20 protein-coding genes are annotated in these 19951 nt (G+C 66.3%); 11 read left to right on the top strand and 9 right to left on the bottom strand.

What is annotated here, in order from left to right:
- Positions 1-69: 69 nt before the first annotated feature.
- On the top strand, positions 70-561 hold the full coding sequence (locus D9V32_RS06940) for a DUF3515 domain-containing protein (RefSeq protein ID WP_121648157.1): 492 nt from the start codon (positions 70-72) through the stop codon (positions 559-561).
- On the opposite strand, the gene D9V32_RS06935 is transcribed toward D9V32_RS06940, so the two are convergent.
- The 6 genes from D9V32_RS06935 to D9V32_RS06910 all read right to left on the bottom strand — a co-directional run bounded on the left by D9V32_RS06935 (position 558) and on the right by D9V32_RS06910 (position 6750).
- Positions 558-1676 carry an NAD(P)H-dependent glycerol-3-phosphate dehydrogenase gene (locus D9V32_RS06935; RefSeq protein ID WP_245982134.1) on the bottom strand — a complete coding sequence of 373 codons (1119 nt, stop codon included), beginning with the start codon at positions 1674-1676 and terminating at the stop codon, positions 558-560. The genes D9V32_RS06940 and D9V32_RS06935 overlap by 4 nt on opposite strands.
- A complete protein-coding gene (locus tag D9V32_RS06930; protein ID WP_245982132.1) occupies positions 1663-2457 on the bottom strand; it encodes a lysophospholipid acyltransferase family protein in 795 nt (264 codons plus the stop codon). The genes D9V32_RS06935 and D9V32_RS06930 overlap by 14 nt, the downstream gene beginning before the upstream one ends.
- A gap of 9 nt (positions 2458-2466) precedes the next feature.
- Complete coding sequence (gene murA, locus D9V32_RS06925; RefSeq protein ID WP_245982130.1) at positions 2467-3837, bottom strand: UDP-N-acetylglucosamine 1-carboxyvinyltransferase; 1371 nt, start codon at positions 3835-3837, stop codon at positions 2467-2469.
- Between the two features lie 13 nt (positions 3838-3850).
- The gene (gene leuD, locus D9V32_RS06920) at positions 3851-4471 is read right to left on the bottom strand and encodes a 3-isopropylmalate dehydratase small subunit (protein WP_121648154.1); all 621 of its coding nucleotides are present in this window, start codon (positions 4469-4471) and stop codon (positions 3851-3853) included.
- An 11-nt stretch (positions 4472-4482) separates the two neighbouring features.
- The gene (gene leuC / locus D9V32_RS06915; RefSeq protein WP_121648153.1) at positions 4483-5919 is read right to left on the bottom strand and encodes a 3-isopropylmalate dehydratase large subunit; all 1437 of its coding nucleotides are present in this window, start codon (positions 5917-5919) and stop codon (positions 4483-4485) included.
- Between the two features lie 141 nt (positions 5920-6060).
- A complete protein-coding gene (locus D9V32_RS06910) occupies positions 6061-6750 on the bottom strand; it encodes a FadR/GntR family transcriptional regulator (RefSeq protein WP_121648152.1) in 690 nt (229 codons plus the stop codon).
- Positions 6751-6891: 141 nt separating this feature from the next.
- Here D9V32_RS06910 and D9V32_RS06905 point away from each other — a divergent pair, with 141 nt between their 5' ends.
- Positions 6892-7470, top strand: a complete 579-nt coding sequence (locus D9V32_RS06905; protein ID WP_121648151.1) for a dihydrofolate reductase family protein — start codon at positions 6892-6894, stop codon at positions 7468-7470.
- 29 nt (positions 7471-7499) lie between these two features.
- On the opposite strand, the gene D9V32_RS06900 is transcribed toward D9V32_RS06905, so the two are convergent.
- A complete protein-coding gene (locus tag D9V32_RS06900; RefSeq protein WP_147440416.1) occupies positions 7500-8249 on the bottom strand; it encodes a hypothetical protein in 750 nt (249 codons plus the stop codon).
- A gap of 687 nt (positions 8250-8936) precedes the next feature.
- On the opposite strand from D9V32_RS06900, the gene D9V32_RS06895 reads away from it, so the two are divergent.
- The 7 genes from D9V32_RS06895 to D9V32_RS06865 all read left to right on the top strand — a co-directional run bounded on the left by D9V32_RS06895 (position 8937) and on the right by D9V32_RS06865 (position 15038).
- Complete coding sequence (locus D9V32_RS06895) at positions 8937-9680, top strand: DUF1684 domain-containing protein (RefSeq protein ID WP_245982128.1); 744 nt, start codon at positions 8937-8939, stop codon at positions 9678-9680.
- 144 nt (positions 9681-9824) lie between these two features.
- Positions 9825-11342, top strand: coding sequence for an ABC transporter substrate-binding protein (locus D9V32_RS06890; protein WP_121648148.1), 1518 nt, complete (start codon positions 9825-9827; stop codon positions 11340-11342).
- A gap of 9 nt (positions 11343-11351) precedes the next feature.
- A complete protein-coding gene (locus tag D9V32_RS06885) occupies positions 11352-12329 on the top strand; it encodes an ABC transporter permease (RefSeq protein ID WP_121648147.1) in 978 nt (325 codons plus the stop codon).
- Positions 12326-13192 (top strand): ABC transporter permease, encoded by an 867-nt coding sequence (locus D9V32_RS06880; RefSeq protein WP_121648146.1) that lies wholly within the window; start codon positions 12326-12328, stop codon positions 13190-13192. Before D9V32_RS06885 ends, D9V32_RS06880 begins: the two co-directional genes overlap by 4 nt.
- On the top strand, positions 13189-14013 hold the full coding sequence (locus D9V32_RS06875; RefSeq protein WP_121648145.1) for an ATP-binding cassette domain-containing protein: 825 nt from the start codon (positions 13189-13191) through the stop codon (positions 14011-14013). Before D9V32_RS06880 ends, D9V32_RS06875 begins: the two co-directional genes overlap by 4 nt.
- On the top strand, positions 14010-14810 hold the full coding sequence (locus D9V32_RS06870) for an ABC transporter ATP-binding protein (RefSeq protein WP_121648144.1): 801 nt from the start codon (positions 14010-14012) through the stop codon (positions 14808-14810). The genes D9V32_RS06875 and D9V32_RS06870 overlap by 4 nt, the downstream gene beginning before the upstream one ends.
- A 39-nt stretch (positions 14811-14849) precedes the next feature.
- Entirely contained in the window at positions 14850-15038 is a 189-nt protein-coding gene (locus D9V32_RS06865; protein ID WP_121648143.1) for a DUF5302 domain-containing protein, read from the top strand.
- A gap of 93 nt (positions 15039-15131) precedes the next feature.
- On the opposite strand, the gene D9V32_RS06860 is transcribed toward D9V32_RS06865, so the two are convergent.
- A complete protein-coding gene (locus D9V32_RS06860) occupies positions 15132-16571 on the bottom strand; it encodes an MDR family MFS transporter (protein ID WP_121648142.1) in 1440 nt (479 codons plus the stop codon).
- Between the two features lie 178 nt (positions 16572-16749).
- On the opposite strand from D9V32_RS06860, the gene D9V32_RS06855 reads away from it, so the two are divergent.
- Both D9V32_RS06855 and D9V32_RS06850 read left to right on the top strand, forming a co-directional pair.
- Complete coding sequence (locus D9V32_RS06855) at positions 16750-17436, top strand: TetR/AcrR family transcriptional regulator (RefSeq protein WP_121648141.1); 687 nt, start codon at positions 16750-16752, stop codon at positions 17434-17436.
- 38 nt (positions 17437-17474) lie between these two features.
- Positions 17475-18650 (top strand): FAD-dependent oxidoreductase, encoded by a 1176-nt coding sequence (locus tag D9V32_RS06850; RefSeq protein WP_121648140.1) that lies wholly within the window; start codon positions 17475-17477, stop codon positions 18648-18650.
- Here the strand turns inward: D9V32_RS06850 and D9V32_RS06845 are convergent.
- Positions 18647-19879, bottom strand: a complete 1233-nt coding sequence (locus tag D9V32_RS06845) for an MFS transporter (RefSeq protein ID WP_121648139.1) — start codon at positions 19877-19879, stop codon at positions 18647-18649. The genes D9V32_RS06850 and D9V32_RS06845 overlap by 4 nt on opposite strands.
- Positions 19880-19951 lie beyond the last annotated feature (72 nt).

Here is a 19951-nt window from a genome sequence, read left to right as displayed (position 1 = left end):
CACGCTATCGGGTGCTGCCGGGGTGTAGTGGACGGCGCGGCGGGGGTTCCACGGTAACCTGGAGGGACCATGTCTGCGCCCTCTCGCTCCATCCTCACCCTGATCGCCGTGGGCGTTGCCGCCCTCACCCTCACGGGGTGCGCACAGGAGGTGCCGATGAAGCCCGCGGAGGATTCAAACAATCCGCGCTGCGCCGAGGTCACCCTGACACTGCCGGACACCCTCGCCGGCCTCGACAAGCGTCGCACCAACGCCCAGGCCACCGGTGCCTGGGGCGATCCCGCCGCCGTGCTGCTGCACTGCGGCGTCACCCCGCCCGGCCCCACCACCGATCGCTGCGTCACCGTGGACGGCGTCGACTGGGTGTTCGATGACTCCCGCGAGAAGGAACAGCTCTTCCGCTTCACCACCTACGGCCGCAACCCTGCCGTGGAGGTCTTCATCAGCTCCGACCCCGAAAAGGGCGGCGTCTCGGGCACAGCGGTGCTCTCCGACCTCGGCTCCTCGGTGGGGCGACTCCCCCAGGTATCGAAGTGCCTGAACGTCAGCGAGGTTCGCTAGCGCGAACCGAACAGGCGGCGCCACAGGCCCGAACCGGGCTTGACCGATCCGCCACCCAGCGGGGTGATCTCTCCGGTTTCGCCGAGGCCGTGCTCGCTCTGCGGCTCATCCGAGGCGGTGGTCAGGTGCGGGGCGATGTCTCGCGGATCCATGGTGCCCTCAATCACGCGCTTCACCTGCTGTACGATCGGCATCTCGACGCCACTGGCGGCGGCGATCTCCAGCACGGGTGCCACCGAGGCGAGGCCCTCGGCGGTCTGCTGCATCTGCTTGACCACGGCGGCCAGCGAGTAGCCCTGACCGAGGAGTTTTCCGGCGGTGTTGTTGCGCGAGAGCGGGCTCTGGCAGGTCGCGATGAGGTCGCCCAACCCGGCCAACCCGGACAGCGTCTCGGCCTGGGCACCCTGGGCCACCGCGAAGTCGGTCATCTCGACCAGGCCGCGGGTGATGATCGAGGCCTTCGTGTTCTCGCCATACCCCACACCGTCCACGATGCCGATGGCCACCGCGATGAGGTTCTTCAGCACGCCACCAAACTCGGTACCGATCACGTCGGTGTTCACGAAGGTGCGGAAGTAGCGGTTGCGGGCGAGCAGCGCCACCTCCTGCGCGGTCTCGAGGGAAATCGAAGACACCACGGCGGCGGTGGGCTGCTCCTTCGCGATCTCCATCGCGAGGTTCGGCCCGCTCGCCACGGCGACGCGCTCGGGCTCGATCTCAAGGCACTGCTCGATGACCTGGCTCATCCGCAGACCGGTCTGCTTCTCGACGCCCTTCATCAGCGACACCACGATGGTGTCCCGGCCGAGCAGCGGCTTGATCGCCGTGAGGTTATCGCGCAGCGCCTGCGACGGCACGGCAATGAACACCACGGCGGCACCGGTGATGGCGGCCTTCAAATCGGAGGTGGCGTGCAGGTTTGCCGGCAGGGTCACGCCCGGAAGGTACTCGGCATTTCGGTGTTCGCGATCGATGGCCGCGGCGGCCTCGGGCCGCCTGGCCCACATGTACACATCCGCCCCGCCGTCGGCGAGGATCTTCGCAAACGTGGTACCCCAGCTTCCCGTGCCCAGCACGGCTACTCGGGTGGGGGCGGTGGTACTACGCTTCGTCAAAACGACCGGTCTCCGTCTGATTGTGTTTGCTCGGGTCCCAGCGTTCGGCCGGGGCCTCTTCCTCTCGAAGGGTTTCCAGCAGCGAGGTTATCGCCACCATCACCTGTTCGGTTGCACCGTGCAGCACGGTCGAGTCCTGGTGCTTGCCCAGGAACTCGTCGAGGTTGACCGGATCACCGATCACAATTTTGATGTTCTTCCGCGGGAACAGCGAGATCTTCTTGCCGTAGCGCGGCATAACCTCCTGGGTACCCCAGTGCGCCATCGGATACACCGGCAGGTTGTGCGTCAGCGCCATCCGAGCCACGCCGGTCTTGCCGCGCATCGGCCAGAGGTTCGGTTCGCGGGTCAGCGTGCCCTCGGGATAAATGATCACGCCCTGCCCGGTCTCAACCAGCCGGCCGGCGGCCGAAATCGGGTCGTTGCCGCGGGTGGAACCCATCCGCTCGACCGGAATCTGGCCGGCCGAACGCAGGATCCAGCCCAGCACCGGGTTCTTAAAGAGCCCGGCCTTGGCCATAAAACGCGGCGCACGACCGATCTTCCAGACGGCCAGCGCCACCACGATCGGGTCAATCTCCGAATAGTGGTTGGGCGCGAGAATGAACGGACCCGAACGCGGCAGCTTATAGGCATCGCGAATGTCGAGACGGAACAGCGGAACCGTCAGCGGCTTCACCAAGCCGGCGAGCGGCCACAGGAACGAGGGCCGGCTCTTCTCGGGAGATCTGGCGAGCTTTCGGCCCTCGGGGTCGCGATGCACGCGCGTCACGCTGGTCACGTTTCTAACCTACGCCTCGAGGGTGAAGTTTGCGCCCAGAGCGGTCAGCTTTTCGAAGAAGTTCTCGTATCCGCGGCTGATAATGCCCACGTTGGACACCCGCGAGGCACCCTCGGCGCTCAGCGCGGCCACCACGTGCGAGAAGCCACCGCGCAGGTCCGGCACGGCGATGTCGGCCGCACGCAGCGACGACGGTCCCGAGATCACGGCGGAGTGCTGGAAGTTACGCTGACCGAAACGGCAGGCCTGCGAACCGAGGCACTCGCGGTGCACCTGAATGGTGGCACCCATCTCGATCAGGGCGTCGACGAAGCCGAAGCGCTGCTCGTACACGGTCTCGTGCACGATCGAGACGCCGGTGGCCTTGGTGAGGGCCACGACGAGCGGCTGCTGCCAGTCGGTCATGAAGCCGGGGTGCACGTCGGTCTCGATGATGACGGGGTTCAGCGGGGTACCGGGGTGACGGAAGCGAATACCGTCGTCCTTGATCTCGAACACACCACCGACCTTGCGGAAGACGTTGAGGAAGGTGCCCATCTCGGCCTGCTTCGCACCGGCAACAAAGATGTCACCCTCGGTGGCCAGGGCCGCGGCGGCCCAGCTGGCGGCCTCATTGCGGTCAAACAGTGCGCGGTGGGTGTAGCCCTCGAGGTGGTCCACACCCTCGATGCGGATCACGCGGTCGGTGTCCACCGAGATGACCGCACCCATCTTCTGCAGGATGTTGATGAGATCCATGATCTCGGGCTCAATGGCCGCGCCGCGCAGCTCGGTGGTGCCCTGGGCACGCACCGCGGTCAGCAGCACCTGCTCGGTCGCGCCAACGCTGGGGTAGGGCAGCTCAACCTTGGTGCCGCGCAGACGCTGCGGTGCCGACAGGCGGATGCCGCTGGGCAGCTTCTCAACGATCGCACCGAACTGGCGCAGCACGTCGAGGTGGAAGTCGATCGGGCGGTCGCCGATACGGCAGCCACCGAGGTCGGGAATGAAGGCCTCACCCAGGCGGTGCAGCAGCGGCCCGCAGAACAGGATCGGGATGCGGCTAGAACCCGCGTGCGCGTTGATCTCCGCAAAGTGAGCGGACTCGACCGCCGACGGGTCGAGGATGAGCTCGCCATCCTCTTCCCCGTCGGTGATCTTCACACCGTGTGCGCCCAGCAGGCCACGAACAACCCGAACATCGGAGATCTTCGGAACGTCGCGCAGCGTGGACGGGGTCTCCCCCAGCAGGGCCGCAACCATCGCCTTGGTGACGAGGTTTTTCGCGCCGCGCACCCGCACACTACCGTTCAGCGGCGTACCGCCGGTGATCGTGATGGTGTCGGCGGCCATGCCAACGCTTGCGCCAGCTCGTGCGGCATCCTGAAGGAGAGAGTTCACCCGGTGTATCCGTCTATTCTGTGGGCGCTCCCGAGGGAGCGGGGATCGGCAGCGTTTTCGGGCGCCAGGAAGCCCTGGTTTCCTCAAACGTCGAAATCTGAGTTTCGTTGCGCAGGGTCAGGCCGATGTCGTCCAGGCCCTCGCGCAGTCTCCACCTAGTGTAATCGTCAACCTCGAAGGGTACGGTCAGCGCGCCGACGGTCGCGGTTTTCGCTTCCAGATCAACCGTCATGTTAATGCCGGGAGTCTCCTCCAGGATCGCCCAGATTGCCTCGAGGTCTTCCTCGCTGATCACGGCGGCCAGCAGACCCTGCTTACCCGAGTTTCCGCGGAAAATATCGGCGAAACGGGGGCTCAGCACCACCTTGAAGCCGAAGTCGCGGAGGGCCCAGACGGCGTGCTCACGGCTCGATCCGGTGCCGAAATCGGCACCGGCAACGAGGATTTGTGCACCCAGGTAGGGCTCCTGGTTCAGCACGAACTCGGGGTCGGTGCGCCAGCCGGCGAACAGGGCGTCCTCGAAGCCGGTCTTGGTGACGCGCTTGAGGTAGACGGCGGGGATGATCTGGTCGGTGTCGACGTTGGAGCGCTTCAGCGGAGCGGCGATCCCGGTGACGGTTTCAAACTTATCCATGGGGATACTCCTTACTTAGCGACGGCCAGATCGGCCAGGTCGGAGGGGCTGGACAGGGTGCCACGAATCGCGGTGGCGGCAGCCACCAGCGGGGACACCAGGTGGGTGCGGCCACCCTTACCCTGACGGCCCTCGAAGTTGCGGTTGGAGGTCGAGGCACAGCGCTCGCCCGGGGCCAGCTGGTCCGGGTTCATGCCGAGGCACATCGAGCAGCCGGCGAAGCGCCACTCGGCACCAAACTCCTTGATGACCTTGTCCAGGCCCTCGGCCTCGGCCTCGATGCGGACGCGGGCGGATCCGGGAACCACCATGACGCGCACGCCGTCGGCCTTCTTCTGGCCCTTGATGATCGAGGCGAAGGCGCGCAGGTCTTCGATCCGCGAGTTGGTGCAGGAGCCCATGAACACGGCGTCCACCGGTACCTCCTTCAGCGGGGTGCCCGCGGTGAGGTCCATGTACTCCAGCGCGCGCTCGGCGGCGGCGCGCTCGTTCGGGTCGGCGAAGTCGGCGGGGTTCGGAACCGGGTCACTCAGCGAGGCGCCCTGACCGGGGTTGGTGCCCCAGGTGACGAAGGGCTCCAGGGTGTCGGCGTCGAGGAAGACCTCGGCGTCATAGACCGCACCCTCATCGCTCGGCAGGGTCTTCCAGTAGGCCACGGCCTCGTCCCAGTCGGCACCCTTGGGCGCGTGAACGCGGCCCTCCAGATAGTCGAAGGTGGTCTGGTCGGGGGCGACCATACCGGCGCGCGCGCCGGCCTCGATCGACATGTTGCAGATGGTCATGCGACCCTCCATCGACAGCGCACGAATCGCGCTGCCGCGGAACTCCAGGACGTAGCCCTGGCCGCCGCCGGTACCGATCTTGGTGATGATCGCCAGCACGATATCCTTGGCGGTCACGCCCGGGCGCAGGGTGCCCTCGACGTTGATCGCCATGGTCTTGAACGGCTTCAGCGGCAGCGTCTGGGTGGCCATGACGTGCTCCACCTCGCTGGTACCGATACCGAATGCCATGGCACCAAAGGCGCCGTGGGTCGAGGTGTGCGAGTCGCCACACACCACGGTGATCCCGGGCATGGTCAGGCCCAGCTGCGGGCCCACGACGTGCACGATGCCCTGCTCGATGTCACCCAGCGAGTGCAGGCGCACACCGAACTCGGCGCAGTTCTTGCGCAGGGTTTCGATCTGGGTGCGGCTGGTGAGATCGGCGATGGGCTTGTCGATGGCCCAGGTCGGGGTGTTGTGATCCTCGGTGGCGATGGTGAGGTCGGGGCGACGCAGCTGACGACCGGCCACGCGCAGGCCGTCGAAGGCCTGGGGGCTCGTGACCTCGTGCACCAGGTGCAGGTCGATGTAGATCAGGTCGGGGGTGCCGTCCTCACCCTTGGCAACGAGGTGGTCATCCCAGACCTTCTCGGCCAGGGTGCGGGGTTTTGTTGAGGTGCTCATGGTGGGTGCTTTCGCTTGGTAACTACTGTGGGGTGACCGGAGGGCGACGATGCGACTCCGCGACGAGGGTTCCGATTCTGCTAAACCTCGTCGCGGCGACGAAGGAGGAGAACCGACCGGAAGGCGACGGTGGTGCGAGTTCTAACCACGGGACACCAGCCGAATCGTGTCGGCGAGGATCTCCCCCGAGATGCGTCCGGCCGCGTCGGCATCCCGACGCTCGATGGCTCGGACGATGCCGTGGTGCCCCTCGGTGTGTTCGGCCAGGATGTCATCGCTCAGCTCAAACTCGACCACGTCGGCGAAGGCGTCGGCCAGGCGGGAGGCCAGGGCATCAAACACGTCAACCAGCACACCGTTCTTACTGGCGACCAGGATGGCGCGGTGGAAGTCGAAGTCGATCGCGACGAACGCGGGCGAGCCGGACGGATGCGTGTCGCGCTCGCGCAGCAGGGCATCCAGTGCCGCAACCTCGGCATCGTCGCGGTTCTCGGCGGCTAGTCGGGCGGCGTGGGTTTCCAGGGCGTAGCGGGTGTTCAGCACGTCCAGCAGCGACGCCGCGGATAGCCGACGCTCGAGCGAGGCCAGCGGGGTACGCGCGGCCACAAATACGCCGGAACCCTGGCGGCTCACCAGCAGACCCTCGGCGGCGAGCGCGCGCACGGCCTCGCGAATGGTGGTGCGACCCACGCGGAACGACTCGGTCAGCTCACGCTCGGTGGGCAGCTTGGTGCCCACCTCAAACGTGCCGGCGGCCAGAGCTTCGCGCAACTGGGTGGCCACGCCGTCGGCCAGGGAGGCACGCGGTGCGGGCTGCAGGGTGGTCGGCATCGCGTCTCCTCTCGCCGGGTCTCTCGGGTCACGTCATCAAAGTTGTCTGTTGACCTGTCTAATGTAACTCGATTTTGACGGAGTGTCGAGCAAGGCGAGCCTTACCCGCCCACCGTCGGTGGCTCGCGATAGCGTGGAGCCATGACCGTTCAGACCGAAACCTCTGCCCGAACCTTCACCGGCCGCGTATTCATCGCGGCCAGCATCGACGGCTTTATCGCCCGACCAGACGGCGACATCTCCTGGCTCGAGGAGGTCACACCCGCGGCCGAGCACGGCCCCGCGCACTCCGCTGAGGGTGCCATCACCGACTATGACGCCTTCATGACCTCGGTGGACTCCCTCGTGATGGGCCGCGCCACCTATGAAAAGGTGCTCACGTTCGGTTTTTGGCCGTACCCCGATCACCGCGTGATCGTGCTGAGCTCGACGCTGTCGACGGATGACCCCAATGTCACCGTTGTGCGTGACCTTGACGCGGCGCTGTCGCTCCTTGCCGCAGCAGAATCGCGCGGCGTCTACGTGGACGGCGGCGGCGTCATCCGCTCGTTCCTCGACCGCGACCTCATCGATGAGATCACCATCACCCGCATCCCGGTCATCCTCGGCTCGGGGCTGCCCCTGTTCGCCGCCGGCATTCCCGAGGCCCGCCTCGAACACCGCGGCACCGCCGTGGCGGAAAATGGATTCGTCACCTCGAGCTATCGGGTGCTGCGGTAAGCACCACTGACGCATCAGTCGAAAACCACCTAACGCTCGAGCGTGACACCCGGATCGCGAGCGATAAAGTCGAGTGCATCTTTCAGTAGCGGACTTGTGAGCAATTCTTCGGTCTCATCCCAGCGATCCATCCACAGCCCAAGGCCTGGAGCCACAGTTGAGACTAAGACTCTTACATCATTGAGAATTAGCCCGGGCGATCGTCTCACCTGGGCCGTTCCATCGCCGAGGCCTGGCATCGGGAACCCGAAGACAACCGGCTCGCAGTGACTTATTCGATTTCGTGCCCAATTCACTCTCTGGGCAATACGCGCGATCTCTCGTCTCGGCAGCGGAAATGCCGACCTCAGCGCCGGCTCCCACAGGACACTCGAATAGCTCACCGACGATCCATCCTCGCGGTTCTCACCCGCCCCAAGGAGGTTGACCCAGGTACCCAGCATGACGTTGGCAACGACCTTCCCCGGTGGTGCCCGGACCCCTGATGCCGTTGCGGCTCGCTCAAACGCGCGTCGACCGGAGGCGTCAAGCAGATCATGGCGGACCTCAAACCAGTCGTCACCGTAATGCGCGGAAAGTGCTCGATGGATGCCCTCGCGAAGCACAACCTCCGCGAGACGCACCGACGCGTGCAGGTGAGCCGCCAATTCGAAATCAAACATGTACAGGGACATCGCCGCTCGTTCTCCCGACGAAGCTGCACGGAATCGACGTAACCTCTGTTTGGCCAGGCGACGAATCATGGCCTTCTGTTCGGCCTGCGAGAGTTGTGGAATCATGCATTCGAGCCTAAGCTGGAGACATAGTCCCCCGGCAGAGGCCGCAGTGGGTTTGGAAGCCGTCGTAGATCACCGATCACGGCGGCTTCACCTTTTCCCATGTCGAGTTCGGCGTGAAGTTAGGGAAGTCTGCCAGGAGACACGCTGAATGCGTCGCCATAAACGAGTTCCACTCATTCTGAGAACGGCCTCATTCACGGACTAGGCGGACATCTCTGCGACATGCACGTATCCCTGATTTGCGCGCAGATACACGGCAAACCGCGGTTCACCGAGAAGCTCCCCAATCTCTTGTTTATCCATACGTTCCAGCGTGAATTTGAGGGCACATGTGCGGGGCCCGGACCCGTACGCTGAGTTCGGAAAACCCCTTACCCCGGTAAGGGGTTTTCTCGTGTACACGCGAGTATCCGGGTGATTACTCGGTGCGCGCTCGCACGAGCAGTGTTTCTGCAGTCACGCATCCCACACCAGGTGCGGACCATGCGGGCACCCGCCCCGCGCACTCCCACAGACCGGCGTGTTGTACGGCAATCGCTTTACGCAGTGTTTCGGGCTTCGTAACATTTCCCGCTCAGATGGAATGAAATCGGCCGTATCGCGGTTATTTCAGCTCGTAAGACCGACTTTTCGACATAATTTGTCATCGGTTGGGCGAGCCTCGCCCAGGCCGGGAAAATGGGAAAAATGACCTCCGCAGATATCTCCACCGTTGATGCCGCAGCCGCCCTCGAGGGCTGGCACCGCGCTCGCACCGCCTACGTGACCGGCACCCACGGCCCGCTCTCGCTGGTTTTCACCCACTGGGGAGTTGCCGGAGAAGACGCCGTGGCAGAGGAGACCGCCCGCGCCGACTGGCCCGAGCACGTGATCTTCAGCCGCCTGCAGCGCGACAACATCGACACCGGTGAGCTCGAGCACGGCTACCGCATCTGGGACACCCGGTCCCCCGCTCAGCAGGCCTTCCAGGGCATCGGCTCCTACGGCTACAACCCCGAGTGGGTCATCGACGCCGAGTTCGAGTACGTGGACGAGTCCCGCTTCATGCCGTTTGAGCACCTGCGCGATGCCGGTGCCACCCGCGGCCTGCCCGTCTCGGGAGACATCGTCTTCACCCTGAACGGTGTCGAGCACCGCCTCGCCGCATTCGATGCCGGCGAGCAACTGCAGCTGGTCTTTGCCGACGCCACCAGCGGCAGCGAGAGCTACGCCTCCGGCCGATTCCTGTTTGTGCCGCGTCCGGCTGTGTCCGCCGATCAGACCCCCGGCACCCGGTTCCCCCTCACCCTGGACTTCAACCACGCGGTGGTTCCGCCCTGTGGTTTCTCCAACCAGATGAACTGTCCGCTGCCCCCGGCCAGCAACCGCTTCACCGAGGCCATCAACGCCGGTGAGAAGAAGGTTATCTGGGCAGACGGCTTCTCGCTGTAGCCCATTCGCGCGAGCCCCCGCTCGTTGCCCGGCCCATCCGAGCGGCAGATGCCGCGACCCGGATAGCCGTGTGCCTCGGCCGGGCGAAACCGTGCGCCCCCGCTTTAATATCCCCTCCCCATCCTCCACAAGGAGCAATCACACATGTCATCAACCCGACGCCCCCGACTGCTGGTCGGCCTGGCAGCCCTCGCGATCTCCGCGATTGCGCTGACCGGCTGCACCAGCAACGCCGGCTCCGGTAACGGCGCATCCGCCGGATCCGACAAGGACCCGATCAACGTCGGCTCCATCTACGAGCCCACGAGCCTCGACCCCATCAAGGGCGGCTCCTCCGGCATCACCGAGGCCTTCACCGGCAACGTGTACGAGGGCCTGTTCCGGATCACCGACGACGCCAAGGTTGAGCCCCTGCTCGCCACCGGCTACAAGGTCTCCGACGACGGCCTCACCTACACTTTCCCGCTGCGCGACGCGACCTTCCACTCCGGTGACCCCGTCACCGCCGAAGACGTCGTATTCAGCCTGAACCGCGTGCTCAGCCCCGAGTCGCTCGGTGCCCGTAAGAAGCAGCTCTCGGTCATCGAAAACGTCGTAGCCACCGACCCCAAGACCGTCACCGTGACGCTGTCGAAGAAGTCATCGAGCTTCGTCTACAACCTCGGTTACGTGTGGGTCATCAACCACAAGGCAAAGGACCTCACCAGCTCCGAGGATGGCTCCGGCCCCTACACCCTCGCGGACTACCGCAAGGGCTCCTCGATCTCGCTGGCACCCTACGCCAAGTACTGGGGCGACAAGCCCAAGAACTCCGGTATCGAGTTCCACTACTACACCGACCCCACCGCGCTGAACAACGCGCTGCTGACCGGCCAGGTAGACGTCATCACCGCGCTCACCAGCCCGGACGCCATCCCGCAGTTCGAGAAGTCGGGCGACTACAAGATCATCGAGGGTACCTCCACCACCAAGGAGCTGCTGGCCTTCAACGACCGCGTCGCACCGTTCGACAACGTGCAGGTTCGTAAGGCCGTCTACTCGGCCATCGACCGCAAGAAGCTCCTCGAGAGCATCTGGGACGGCCGCGGCCAGCTGATCGGCGCGATGGTTCCCCCGTCCGAGCCCGGCTACCTGGACCTCAAGGACAACAACCCCTACGACGTTGACCTCGCCAAGAAGCTGCTGGCCGAGTCCGGCCACGCCGACGGGTTCTCCTTCACCCTGGACACCCCGGACTCCGGCGTGCACCCCACCGTCGCCGAGTTCATCAAGGGCGAGCTCGCGAAGATCAACATCGACGTGAAGATCAACCTGATCACCGACGATAAGTGGGCCGAGAAGGTCTACGGCGCTCACGACTTCCAGGCCACCATGCAGGACCACGTGAACGACCGCGACATCTACTTCTACCAGAACCCCGACTTCTACTGGGGCTACAACAACGCCGACGTCCAGAAGTGGCTGGACGAGGCCGAGGCCGCCGCTACCCCGCAGGAGCAGTCGGACCTCATCGCCAAGGCAAACAAGCAGATCTCGGATGACGCCGCGAGCGTCTGGCTGTACCTCAACCCGCAGCTGCGGGTCGCCGCGAAGGACATCACGGGCGTACCGGTCAACGGTATGAACTCGCTGTTCTACGTGAGCAAGATCGCCCGCGGCTAGGATTCTCTCATCGGATCCTATCTGCTGCGACGAACGGGACTGTTGCTGCTGAGCCTTGCGCTCGCGGTGACGGTCCTGTTCGTCGTGCTCCGACTGCTCGGCAACCCCGTCTACGCGCTGATCAACCTCGAGGCCACCCCCGAGGACATCCGCGCGGCCTCCGCGGCCCTCGGCGTTGACCGACCCATTTTTGTGCAGTTCGCCGACTACATCGGCGGCCTGTTCCGCGGTGACCTCGGCACCTCCTTCAGCTCGCACCTCTCCGTGTCCGACGAGATCCTGCGTCGCCTCAACGTGACCGTGCCGCTGACCCTGATTTCCTTCGCCCTCTCGGTGATCATCGCGATCCCGGTGGGCTTCATCGCCGCCTGGAAGTCCCGCACCTGGTACGGCACCGCGTTCTCCGCGCTCAGCCAGCTTGGTGGCGCGATCCCGGTGTTCTGGGTGGGCATCCTGCTCGTGACCCTGTTCGCGTTGAACCTCGGCGTGCTGCCGGCCGGTGGATTCCCGCGCCGCGACTGGGAAGACCCCGGTGCCGCGCTCACCGCCCTGACGCTCCCGGTGCTGACCATCGCGATCGTGTCCGGCTCCGAATTGGCCCGCTATGTGCGCAGCGCGACGCTCGACATTCTCGACCGCGACTACCTCCGCACCGCCCGCGCGCTCGGCCAGCCGTTCTCCACCGCGCTGCGTCGACATGCGCTGCGAAACGGCATCGTGCCGGTCATCTCAATCCTCGCGATCCAGCTCGCCACCACGTTTGTGGGGGCGGTCGTGGTGGAAAACGTGTTCGCCCTGCCCGGCCTCGGTGACATGCTGATCGCCGGTATCCGCCAGCAGGACTTTCCCAACGTTCAGGGAGTACTCCTGTTCTCGACCATCCTCGTGCTCGTGATCGGCTTCCTCGGCGACGTGCTGCAGCGCGTGCTCGACCCGCGCCTGCGCTCCTCGCTCTCGGGCAACCGACGCGGGAAGGTGTCCGCATGAGCGCCATCGCCGTCTCGGCCACCGCGACACCGCGCGGCCCACGCCGCCGCGCCCTCGGCTCACTCAACCTGATCGTGGGCGCGATCCTGCTGGGCATCATCGTCCTCGCGGGAATCGTCTCGATCTTCTGGACCCCGTTTGACCCGGCCGACACCACCGGCGGCCGGCTCCAGGGGCCCGATGGCACGCACTGGGCGGGCACCGATAAGCTCGGTCGCGACGTCTTCACCCAGCTCATCATCGGTGCGCGTCTCGCGATCACCGTGGGGATCGGTTCGGTCCTGATCGCCGCGATCCTCGGCATCGTCATCGGCCTGCTCGCCGGCTTCTCCCGCCGCTGGGTGGACGACGCCCTCACCAGCCTCCTCGACATCGCCATCGCGTTTCCGACCCTGCTGCTCGCGATGCTCATCGTGGCCTGGCGCGGTGCCTCACTCGACTCCGCGATCATCGCGATCGGTCTGGCCGGCTCGGCGGTCATCGCCCGCCTCACCCGCGTGGTCACCCAGCGCATCCTCGCGCAGGACTTTGTGACCGCCGCGCGCATCTCCGGTACCGGCACGCTCGGCATCGCCTGGCAGCACGTGCTCCCGAACCTCTGGCCCACTCTCGTGGTGCCCGCCGCGCTGCAGTTTGGCGGGGCGGTCCTGGCCGAGGCCTCGCTGTCGTATCTGGGGCTCGGCTCCCCGCCGCCAAACGCGTCGTGGGGTCGCCTGCTGCAGGAAGCCCAGGCCACCGTGAGCGTCGCCCCGCTCAGCGCAATCCTGCCCGGCATCCTGCTCGTGGTCACCGTGATCGGTGCCAACCTGCTGGCCGACGGGCTGCGCGAAAAGCTCGACCCGACCCTGAGGAGGGCACAGTGAGCACACTCACCGTCAACGGCCTCTCCGTGCGCACCGAGGAGGAGCGCGCGCTGGTCTCCGACGTTTCGTTCACCCTGCCCGCGGGCGAGCGCCTCGGCATCATCGGCGAATCCGGCTCGGGCAAGAGCCTCACCGCGCTCTCCGTGCTCGGACTGCTGCCCACGGGGCTGCGCGCGACCGGCAGCATTCGTCTCGGCGACACCGAGCTCGTCGGGGCTTCCCCGCGCACGCTCAACGGTGTGCGCGGATCCGGCATCGCCGCGGTCTTCCAGGAGCCCCTGACCGCCCTCGACCCGCTGATGCGGATCGGCAAGCAGCTCGCCTGGCCGCTCTCGCACCACCGGGGCCTGCGCGGTGACGCGCTGAAGCGCGGGATCATCGAGGCACTGGCCGCCGTGGCATTACCCGACCCCGAAAAGATCGCCCGCTCCTACATTCACGAGGTGTCCGGCGGTCAGCGTCAGCGCGTCGCGATCGCGCTCGCGCTCGCCTGCAACCCCGACATCCTCATCGCCGACGAACCCACCACCGCCCTCGACATCAGCGTGCAGGCCGAAATCCTCGAACTCCTCGACACCGCCGTGCGCGAGCGCGGGATGTCGCTGCTGCTCATCAGCCACGACCTCGCCGTGGTCTCCCGGATGACCGAACACCTGCTGGTGCTGCGCGGCGGCGAGACGATCGAACAGGGCGCGACACGCACCCTGCTGACCACCCCGGCAGCCGACTACACGCGCCTGCTGGTGGACACCGCGCGCAGCCTCGAAGCTTACCTGCCCGAGGTCACCGCCCCGGCACCCCGGACGGAGAACCACTCGTGAGCGAATACCTCCTGGCCGCGGACGATGTGAGCTTCCGATACCCCGGCCGAGGTGCCGACACCCTGCACGGCATCACACTCGCGCTGCGCCGCGGCGAACGCGTCGGCCTCGTGGGCGAATCCGGAGCCGGAAAATCCACTATTCTCAAGCTCCTGCTCGGTCTGGACTCCCCCACCGCAGGTGCCGTACGCTTCCGTGGCGCGCCCCTCAACCTGCGCGATCGCGCCGGCCTGCGCGGCTTCCGTAGCGCGGTGCAGAACGTGTTTCAGGACCCGTACGGCGCGCTGGATCCCCGGGCGAGCGTGGGGCGCAGCATCAGCGAGCCGCTCCGTTCCCTCGGCATCGAACGCGATCGGGCTGCCCTCGATGCCCGCGTGAGCGAGCTACTTCGGGCCGTCGATCTCCCGGCGGACGCCGCGGATCGCTACCCGCACGCATTCTCCGGCGGCCAGCGTCAGCGCATCGCCATTGCGCGCGCCCTGGCTCCGGGCCCGCAGCTGATCCTCGCCGATGAGCCCGTATCGGCCCTCGACATGTCGGTGCGCACTCAGATCATCGAGCTGCTGCGCGGCCTCGGACGCGCGGATGCCGCCGTGCCGGACGATAACCAGACCGGGCTCCTACTCGTTTCCCACGACCTGAGTATCGTGGCCGCGCTGTGCGATCGGGTCGCCGTGCTGCAGGACGGCCGCATCGTTGAGCAGGGCCCCACCGCCCGGGTTCTCGCCGATCCGCAGCACCCGTACACGCGCACCCTCCTCGCCGCTATCCCCCGGCTTCCCCGCGCCGAGGAATAGTCCGGGTAGACTAGAGCGTCACCGACGAAGGAGGACATCATGAGTTCCACCGATGATGCGGCCACGGCCAGCGCCGAGGAAACCAAGCGGAAGTTCCGCGAGGCTCTCGAGCGCAAGAAGCAGCGAGCCCAGGGCGGCGAGGATCACCTCGACTCCACCGGTAGCGTACGCCAGGCACAGGGTAAGGCCCCCAGCCAGCGTCAGTTCCGCCGCAAGAGCGGCGGATAGTTCCGCGGAACCCCGCCCGCACGGTAAAACCGTCACGCCCCACACGGAGCGTGACGGTTTTTCTCTGCCGCGGCAGGGCCACCGCGCCGCCGACTAGTCGGTGGATGCCGGCTGGCGTCCGCGCAGCGGAGTCTCCCGGATCGCAATCGCGGCGGCGAGGCTGATCACCGAGAGGCCGGCCACGATCAGGAAGATGACCCGCGTGCTGTCCGCGACGCCGACGCTGAGCGCGTGCCCGGTGAGCCCCGCGGTGTGGGTGGTGAAGATCGAACCAAAAACGGCCACGGCGATCGATCCGCCGAGTGTACGCAGCAGTGTTACCACACCGGAGGCGGCCCCGATATCGCGCTGCTCCACGCTGTTCTGCGCGATGGTCGTGGTCATCTGCTGGGTCAGGCCGGACCCGATACCAATGAAGACCATGAAGGCACCGGTTACCACCCATCTGGTGTCCGCGGTCATCGTGGACAGCAGCGCGCCGCCGACGATCATCGACGCCGAACCGATGATCGGAAAGAGGCGATACCGGCCGGTACGCGTCATCACGATGCCCGCGACGAGGGAGACGATCACGACGGGCACCATCATCGGAAGCAGCTGCAGGCCGGACTCACTCGCCGAGGCCCCCTGCACCGTCTGCTGGAACAGCGGCAGGTAGAGCACGGCCGCAAACATGACGGCACCGGAGATAAACCCGAGAATCGACGCCATCGTGAAGCTTCGCGAGCGGAATACCTGCAGCGGAACCAGTGGTTCCGGGGTGCGCAGCTCCCAGCGGATGAACGCCGTCATGGCCGCGGCGATGGCCAGCACAAATGCCGCCGACTGCCAGGAAACCCAGGCAAACTCGGTGCCGGCCCAGGTGGTGAGTAACACCATGCCGGCGACGGATCCACCGAGGAGCAGCGCGCCCACCCAGTCGATTCGCGCGTCACGCTGGCGGGTGGCCGGGATGCGCAGGAAAATCGCCGTCCAGACGATCGCGATAATGCCGAGGGGCAGGTTGATCAGGAACGCCCAGCGCCAGCCCAGCCCGTCGGTGATGAGCCCACCCGCGAGCGGCCCGCCGATGGTACCAACGGCCACGATGATCGCGGTCATGCCCTGATACTTGCCGCGTTCTCGCGGCGGAACGAGGTCTCCGATTACGGCGAAGGCGCTCACCGCGAGGCCACCGGCGCCGATGCCCTGCAGCGCGCGGGTCGCGATCAGGAGCTCCATGGTGGGCGCGAGGGCCGCGAGAATGCTCGCGATGATAAACAGCGTGATCGCGAGCTGGTACATGCGCTTGCGGCCGAAGAGGTCGCCCAACTTGCCCCAGATGGGTGTGCTCACGGCCGTCATCAGGGCGTAGGCGGTCACGACCCAGGCGAGGAGGTCGGCCCGGCCGAGCTCCCCCACGATCGTCGGCATCGCCGTGCCCACGATAAAGCCGTCGAGCATCGAGAGCAGGAGTCCAAACATCACCCCGAGGATCGCGAGGGCGACGTACCTCGTCTCATTCGGTGGCGTGGTGGTTTTCAGGGTAGTCATCTCGGGTTCTCCGTTCGGCCGGTGCTCCGGGCGCACCACTGCGGCACTCAACCCATAACGAACACGTTCGTTTAGGAACCATACACACGAACGAACGCATTCGCAACGAACGCGTTCGTTTCTGAGAATTTGCCGAGTTCGGTTGCGGGAACGAACACGTTCGCTTACTGTGAGTGACATGACATCATCAGTTGGCAGCCGCCGCGAGCGGCCCGCAAAACCGCCGCTCTCCCGCGAATGGATCATCGCCGAGACGATCAAGATTGCGCAGGAGGAGGGCCTCGCCAAGGCCACCATGCGTCGCGTCGCGACCGCCCTCGACACCGGCCCGGCGTCGCTGTACGTGTACGTGGCAAACACCGCCGAGCTCCACGCGGCGGTCACCGATGAACTGACCGGAACGCTTCCGGCAGACGCCGAGGGCACCTGGGCGGAGCGTCTCGAACGCCTCCTCAGCGCCTACAGCCACCTGCTCGTCAGCTATCCCGGGCTCGCCCGTTCGGCGCTGCAAATGCGCCCGATGGGGCCGAACACCGTCCGGCTCTTCGACCGCATCCTCGGCCTCCTTCTGGAGGGTGAGGTGGCCGCTGATCGCGCCGCCTGGGGCGCGGACCTCCTGGTTCAGCACGCCACGGCCAACGCGGCCGAGCACAGCGCCCCGGCCGTGGATGACGCCTACCCTGCACCGTTTGCCCCGGAGGCCGTCGAGGCGATCAACGCCACCATTCGCGGGGCGGATGCACGCGATGTTCCCCACATCGCCCGGCACGCTGACCTCCTGCTTTCCGGCTCCCCCGAGCAGCGATCCTCCTGGGCCACTCGCGCCCTGATCGCCGGCATCTCGGCCACCCCCATCCCCCAGTAACACCCCGCGGGATCCCCCGCTATCGAAAGGATTGCCCCATGACCACCCACTACCCCATCGTCATTCTCGGCGGAGGCCTCGGCGGGCTCACCCTTGCCCGGGTTCTGCACATTAACGGCATCGAATCCGCGGTCTTCGACCTCGAGGCGAGCCGCCACGCCCGCGTCCAGGGCGGAATGCTCGACATTCACACGTACAACGGTCAGCTCGCCGTACGCGCCGCTGACCTCTGGGAGCCCTTCACGGAGCTGATTCACCGGGGCGGGGAGTCGATGCGCATGCTCGACCACACCGCCGCCGTGCTCTTTGAGCAGGAGGATGACGGGCAGCTCAACCGTCCCGAGGTTGATCGCGGTGCCCTGCGCGACCTCCTGATCGATGCCCTCCCCGAGGGGACCATCCACTGGGGGCGTAAAGCCACAGCCGTTCGCCCGGTTGCCGGATACCCCGGCCGCCACGAGGTCGAATTTGCCGACGGCGAGACCATCACAACCGACCTCCTGATCGGTGCGGACGGCGCCTGGTCCAAGGTACGCACCCTGCTCACCGATCTCGTGCCGAGCTATACGGGCATCTCGTTCATCGAGGCGGATCTCCACGATGCGGATGCGCGGCATCCGCGCGAGGCCGCGGTCATGGGCGCTGGCATGCTGATGGCGTTCCGGGGAAACACCGGCGTCCTCGGCCATCGCGAGACCGACGGCTCACTCCACTCCTACATCGGTTTCCGCGTGCCGGAGGACTGGATCGACACCATCGACTGGACGGACAACTCCGCGGCCGCCGCGGCGGTACTCGCTCGCCTCGACGGTTGGGATGATGCGCTGCGTGGCCTCATTGCCCACGCCGACAGCGCACTGACCCCGCGGCGGATCAGCGCGCTTCCCGTGGGAATTCGCTGGGAACGCGTCGCCGGTGTGACCCTGCTCGGTGATGCTGCCCACGTCATGAGCCCGTTTGCCGGCGAGGGTGCAAATATCGCAATGTTCGACGCCTCGGAGCTCGCACGGGCGATCATTGAGCACCCGGGCGATGTCGAGGCCGCACTCACCGCCTACGAGGCCGAGCTGTTTCCCCGCGCCACCGAGGCCGCCTCAGACTCCGCCGAGAGCCTCGAGATCATGTTCCGCGAGGACTCCCCGCGCGGCCTGATCGACATGTTCTCGCAGTTCAGCGAGATGGCGGAGCGGGACGAAAACCCCGAGTCTCGCTAGCGCGGAATGACGTCGATCGCGCCCGTTTCGGTACGCTCGGGCTCGTTCGGCGTGAACATCCAGACGATCGCGGCCAGCACCAGGATCGCGCCGGTCACGGCGAACGCCGGGCCGAAGCCGGCCAGATCCGCGAGCATGCCGATCGCCAGCGGGCCGATCACGGCGCCGAGGTCCGACATCATCTGGAAGGTGGCGAGCACCGGGCCACCGCGGTGGTGCCGGCCCACGACGTCCGCCACGACCGCCTGCTGCGACGGCGCGCAGAGCCCCGTTCCCACGCCCGCGATCGCACACAGCACGAGCGAGATCACGAGGTTATCGGCGAAGCCGAACAGGGCGGTCGAGACACCCGCGAGCGCCATGCCGCCGATGATGAAGGGGCGGCGGCCGTAGCGGTCGGACCACCGCCCGGCCGGGAGAATGATCGCCGCGTTTCCGAGCGCGAAGGTCGTGAGGGCGAGGGCCGCGGCCTCGGCGGTGCCGGGGAACAGCGTGGCCATCACCACGGGGACGAGTGCGACCCGCACGCCGAAGGCCGTCCAGCCGTTCGCAAAGTTGGCCGCCACCGCCGCACGGTAGGGCTTGCGCGCCCAGGCCGCCGCAAGGGTCAGGACCGGTCGCACGTCGATACCGGTGCCCATGACACCCGGCTCATCACCGGGCTCGACCCGCACTCGGCCGAGGGCAATTGCCACCACCGCGCACGCGGCGAACAGCGTGATCGCGTAAATCACAAACGGTGCCTGTAGCCCAAACGGTGCCACGAGAGCACCGAGGATCGGCCCGGCCACGCCGCCGATCAGGAAGCTTCCCGAGTAGAGGCTCGAAATGCGGGCGCGCATGCTGGCCGGGCTGATGCGGATCAGCAGGCCCATCGCCGAAACGGTGAACATCGTCGATCCGATACCCGCCACCGCACGCAGCGCCACGAGCTGCCAGTACTCTACCGCGAGCGCGCAGGCACCGGTACTGACGGCCACGATCATGAGGCCCGAAATGTAAATGTGCTTCTCGCCGAAGCGCTGCACGAGCCAGCCCGAGGCGGGGGCGAAGAGCAGCCGCATGGCCGCAAAAACGCTCACCACCGCAGAGATCTCGGTATTGCCCACACCGAAGCGCTGGGCATACAGCGGCAGAACGGGGGCGACGATTCCGTACCCCAGGGCAATCACAAACGAGGCTGCAACGAGCACCCACACTTCGCGTGGAACGGTGGGACGATGCGGCACGGCACCCCTTAATCAGAAAACAGACGGTTTCTCCAGGTTACCGTTTATTACGGTGGTGCCGTGCCGCGGTGT

The sequence above is a fragment of the Mycetocola tolaasinivorans genome (assembly GCF_003667565.1).
Lineage (GTDB): Bacteria > Actinomycetota > Actinomycetes > Actinomycetales > Microbacteriaceae > Mycetocola > Mycetocola tolaasinivorans.
This window is presented reverse-complemented; position numbering and strand designations above follow the sequence as displayed.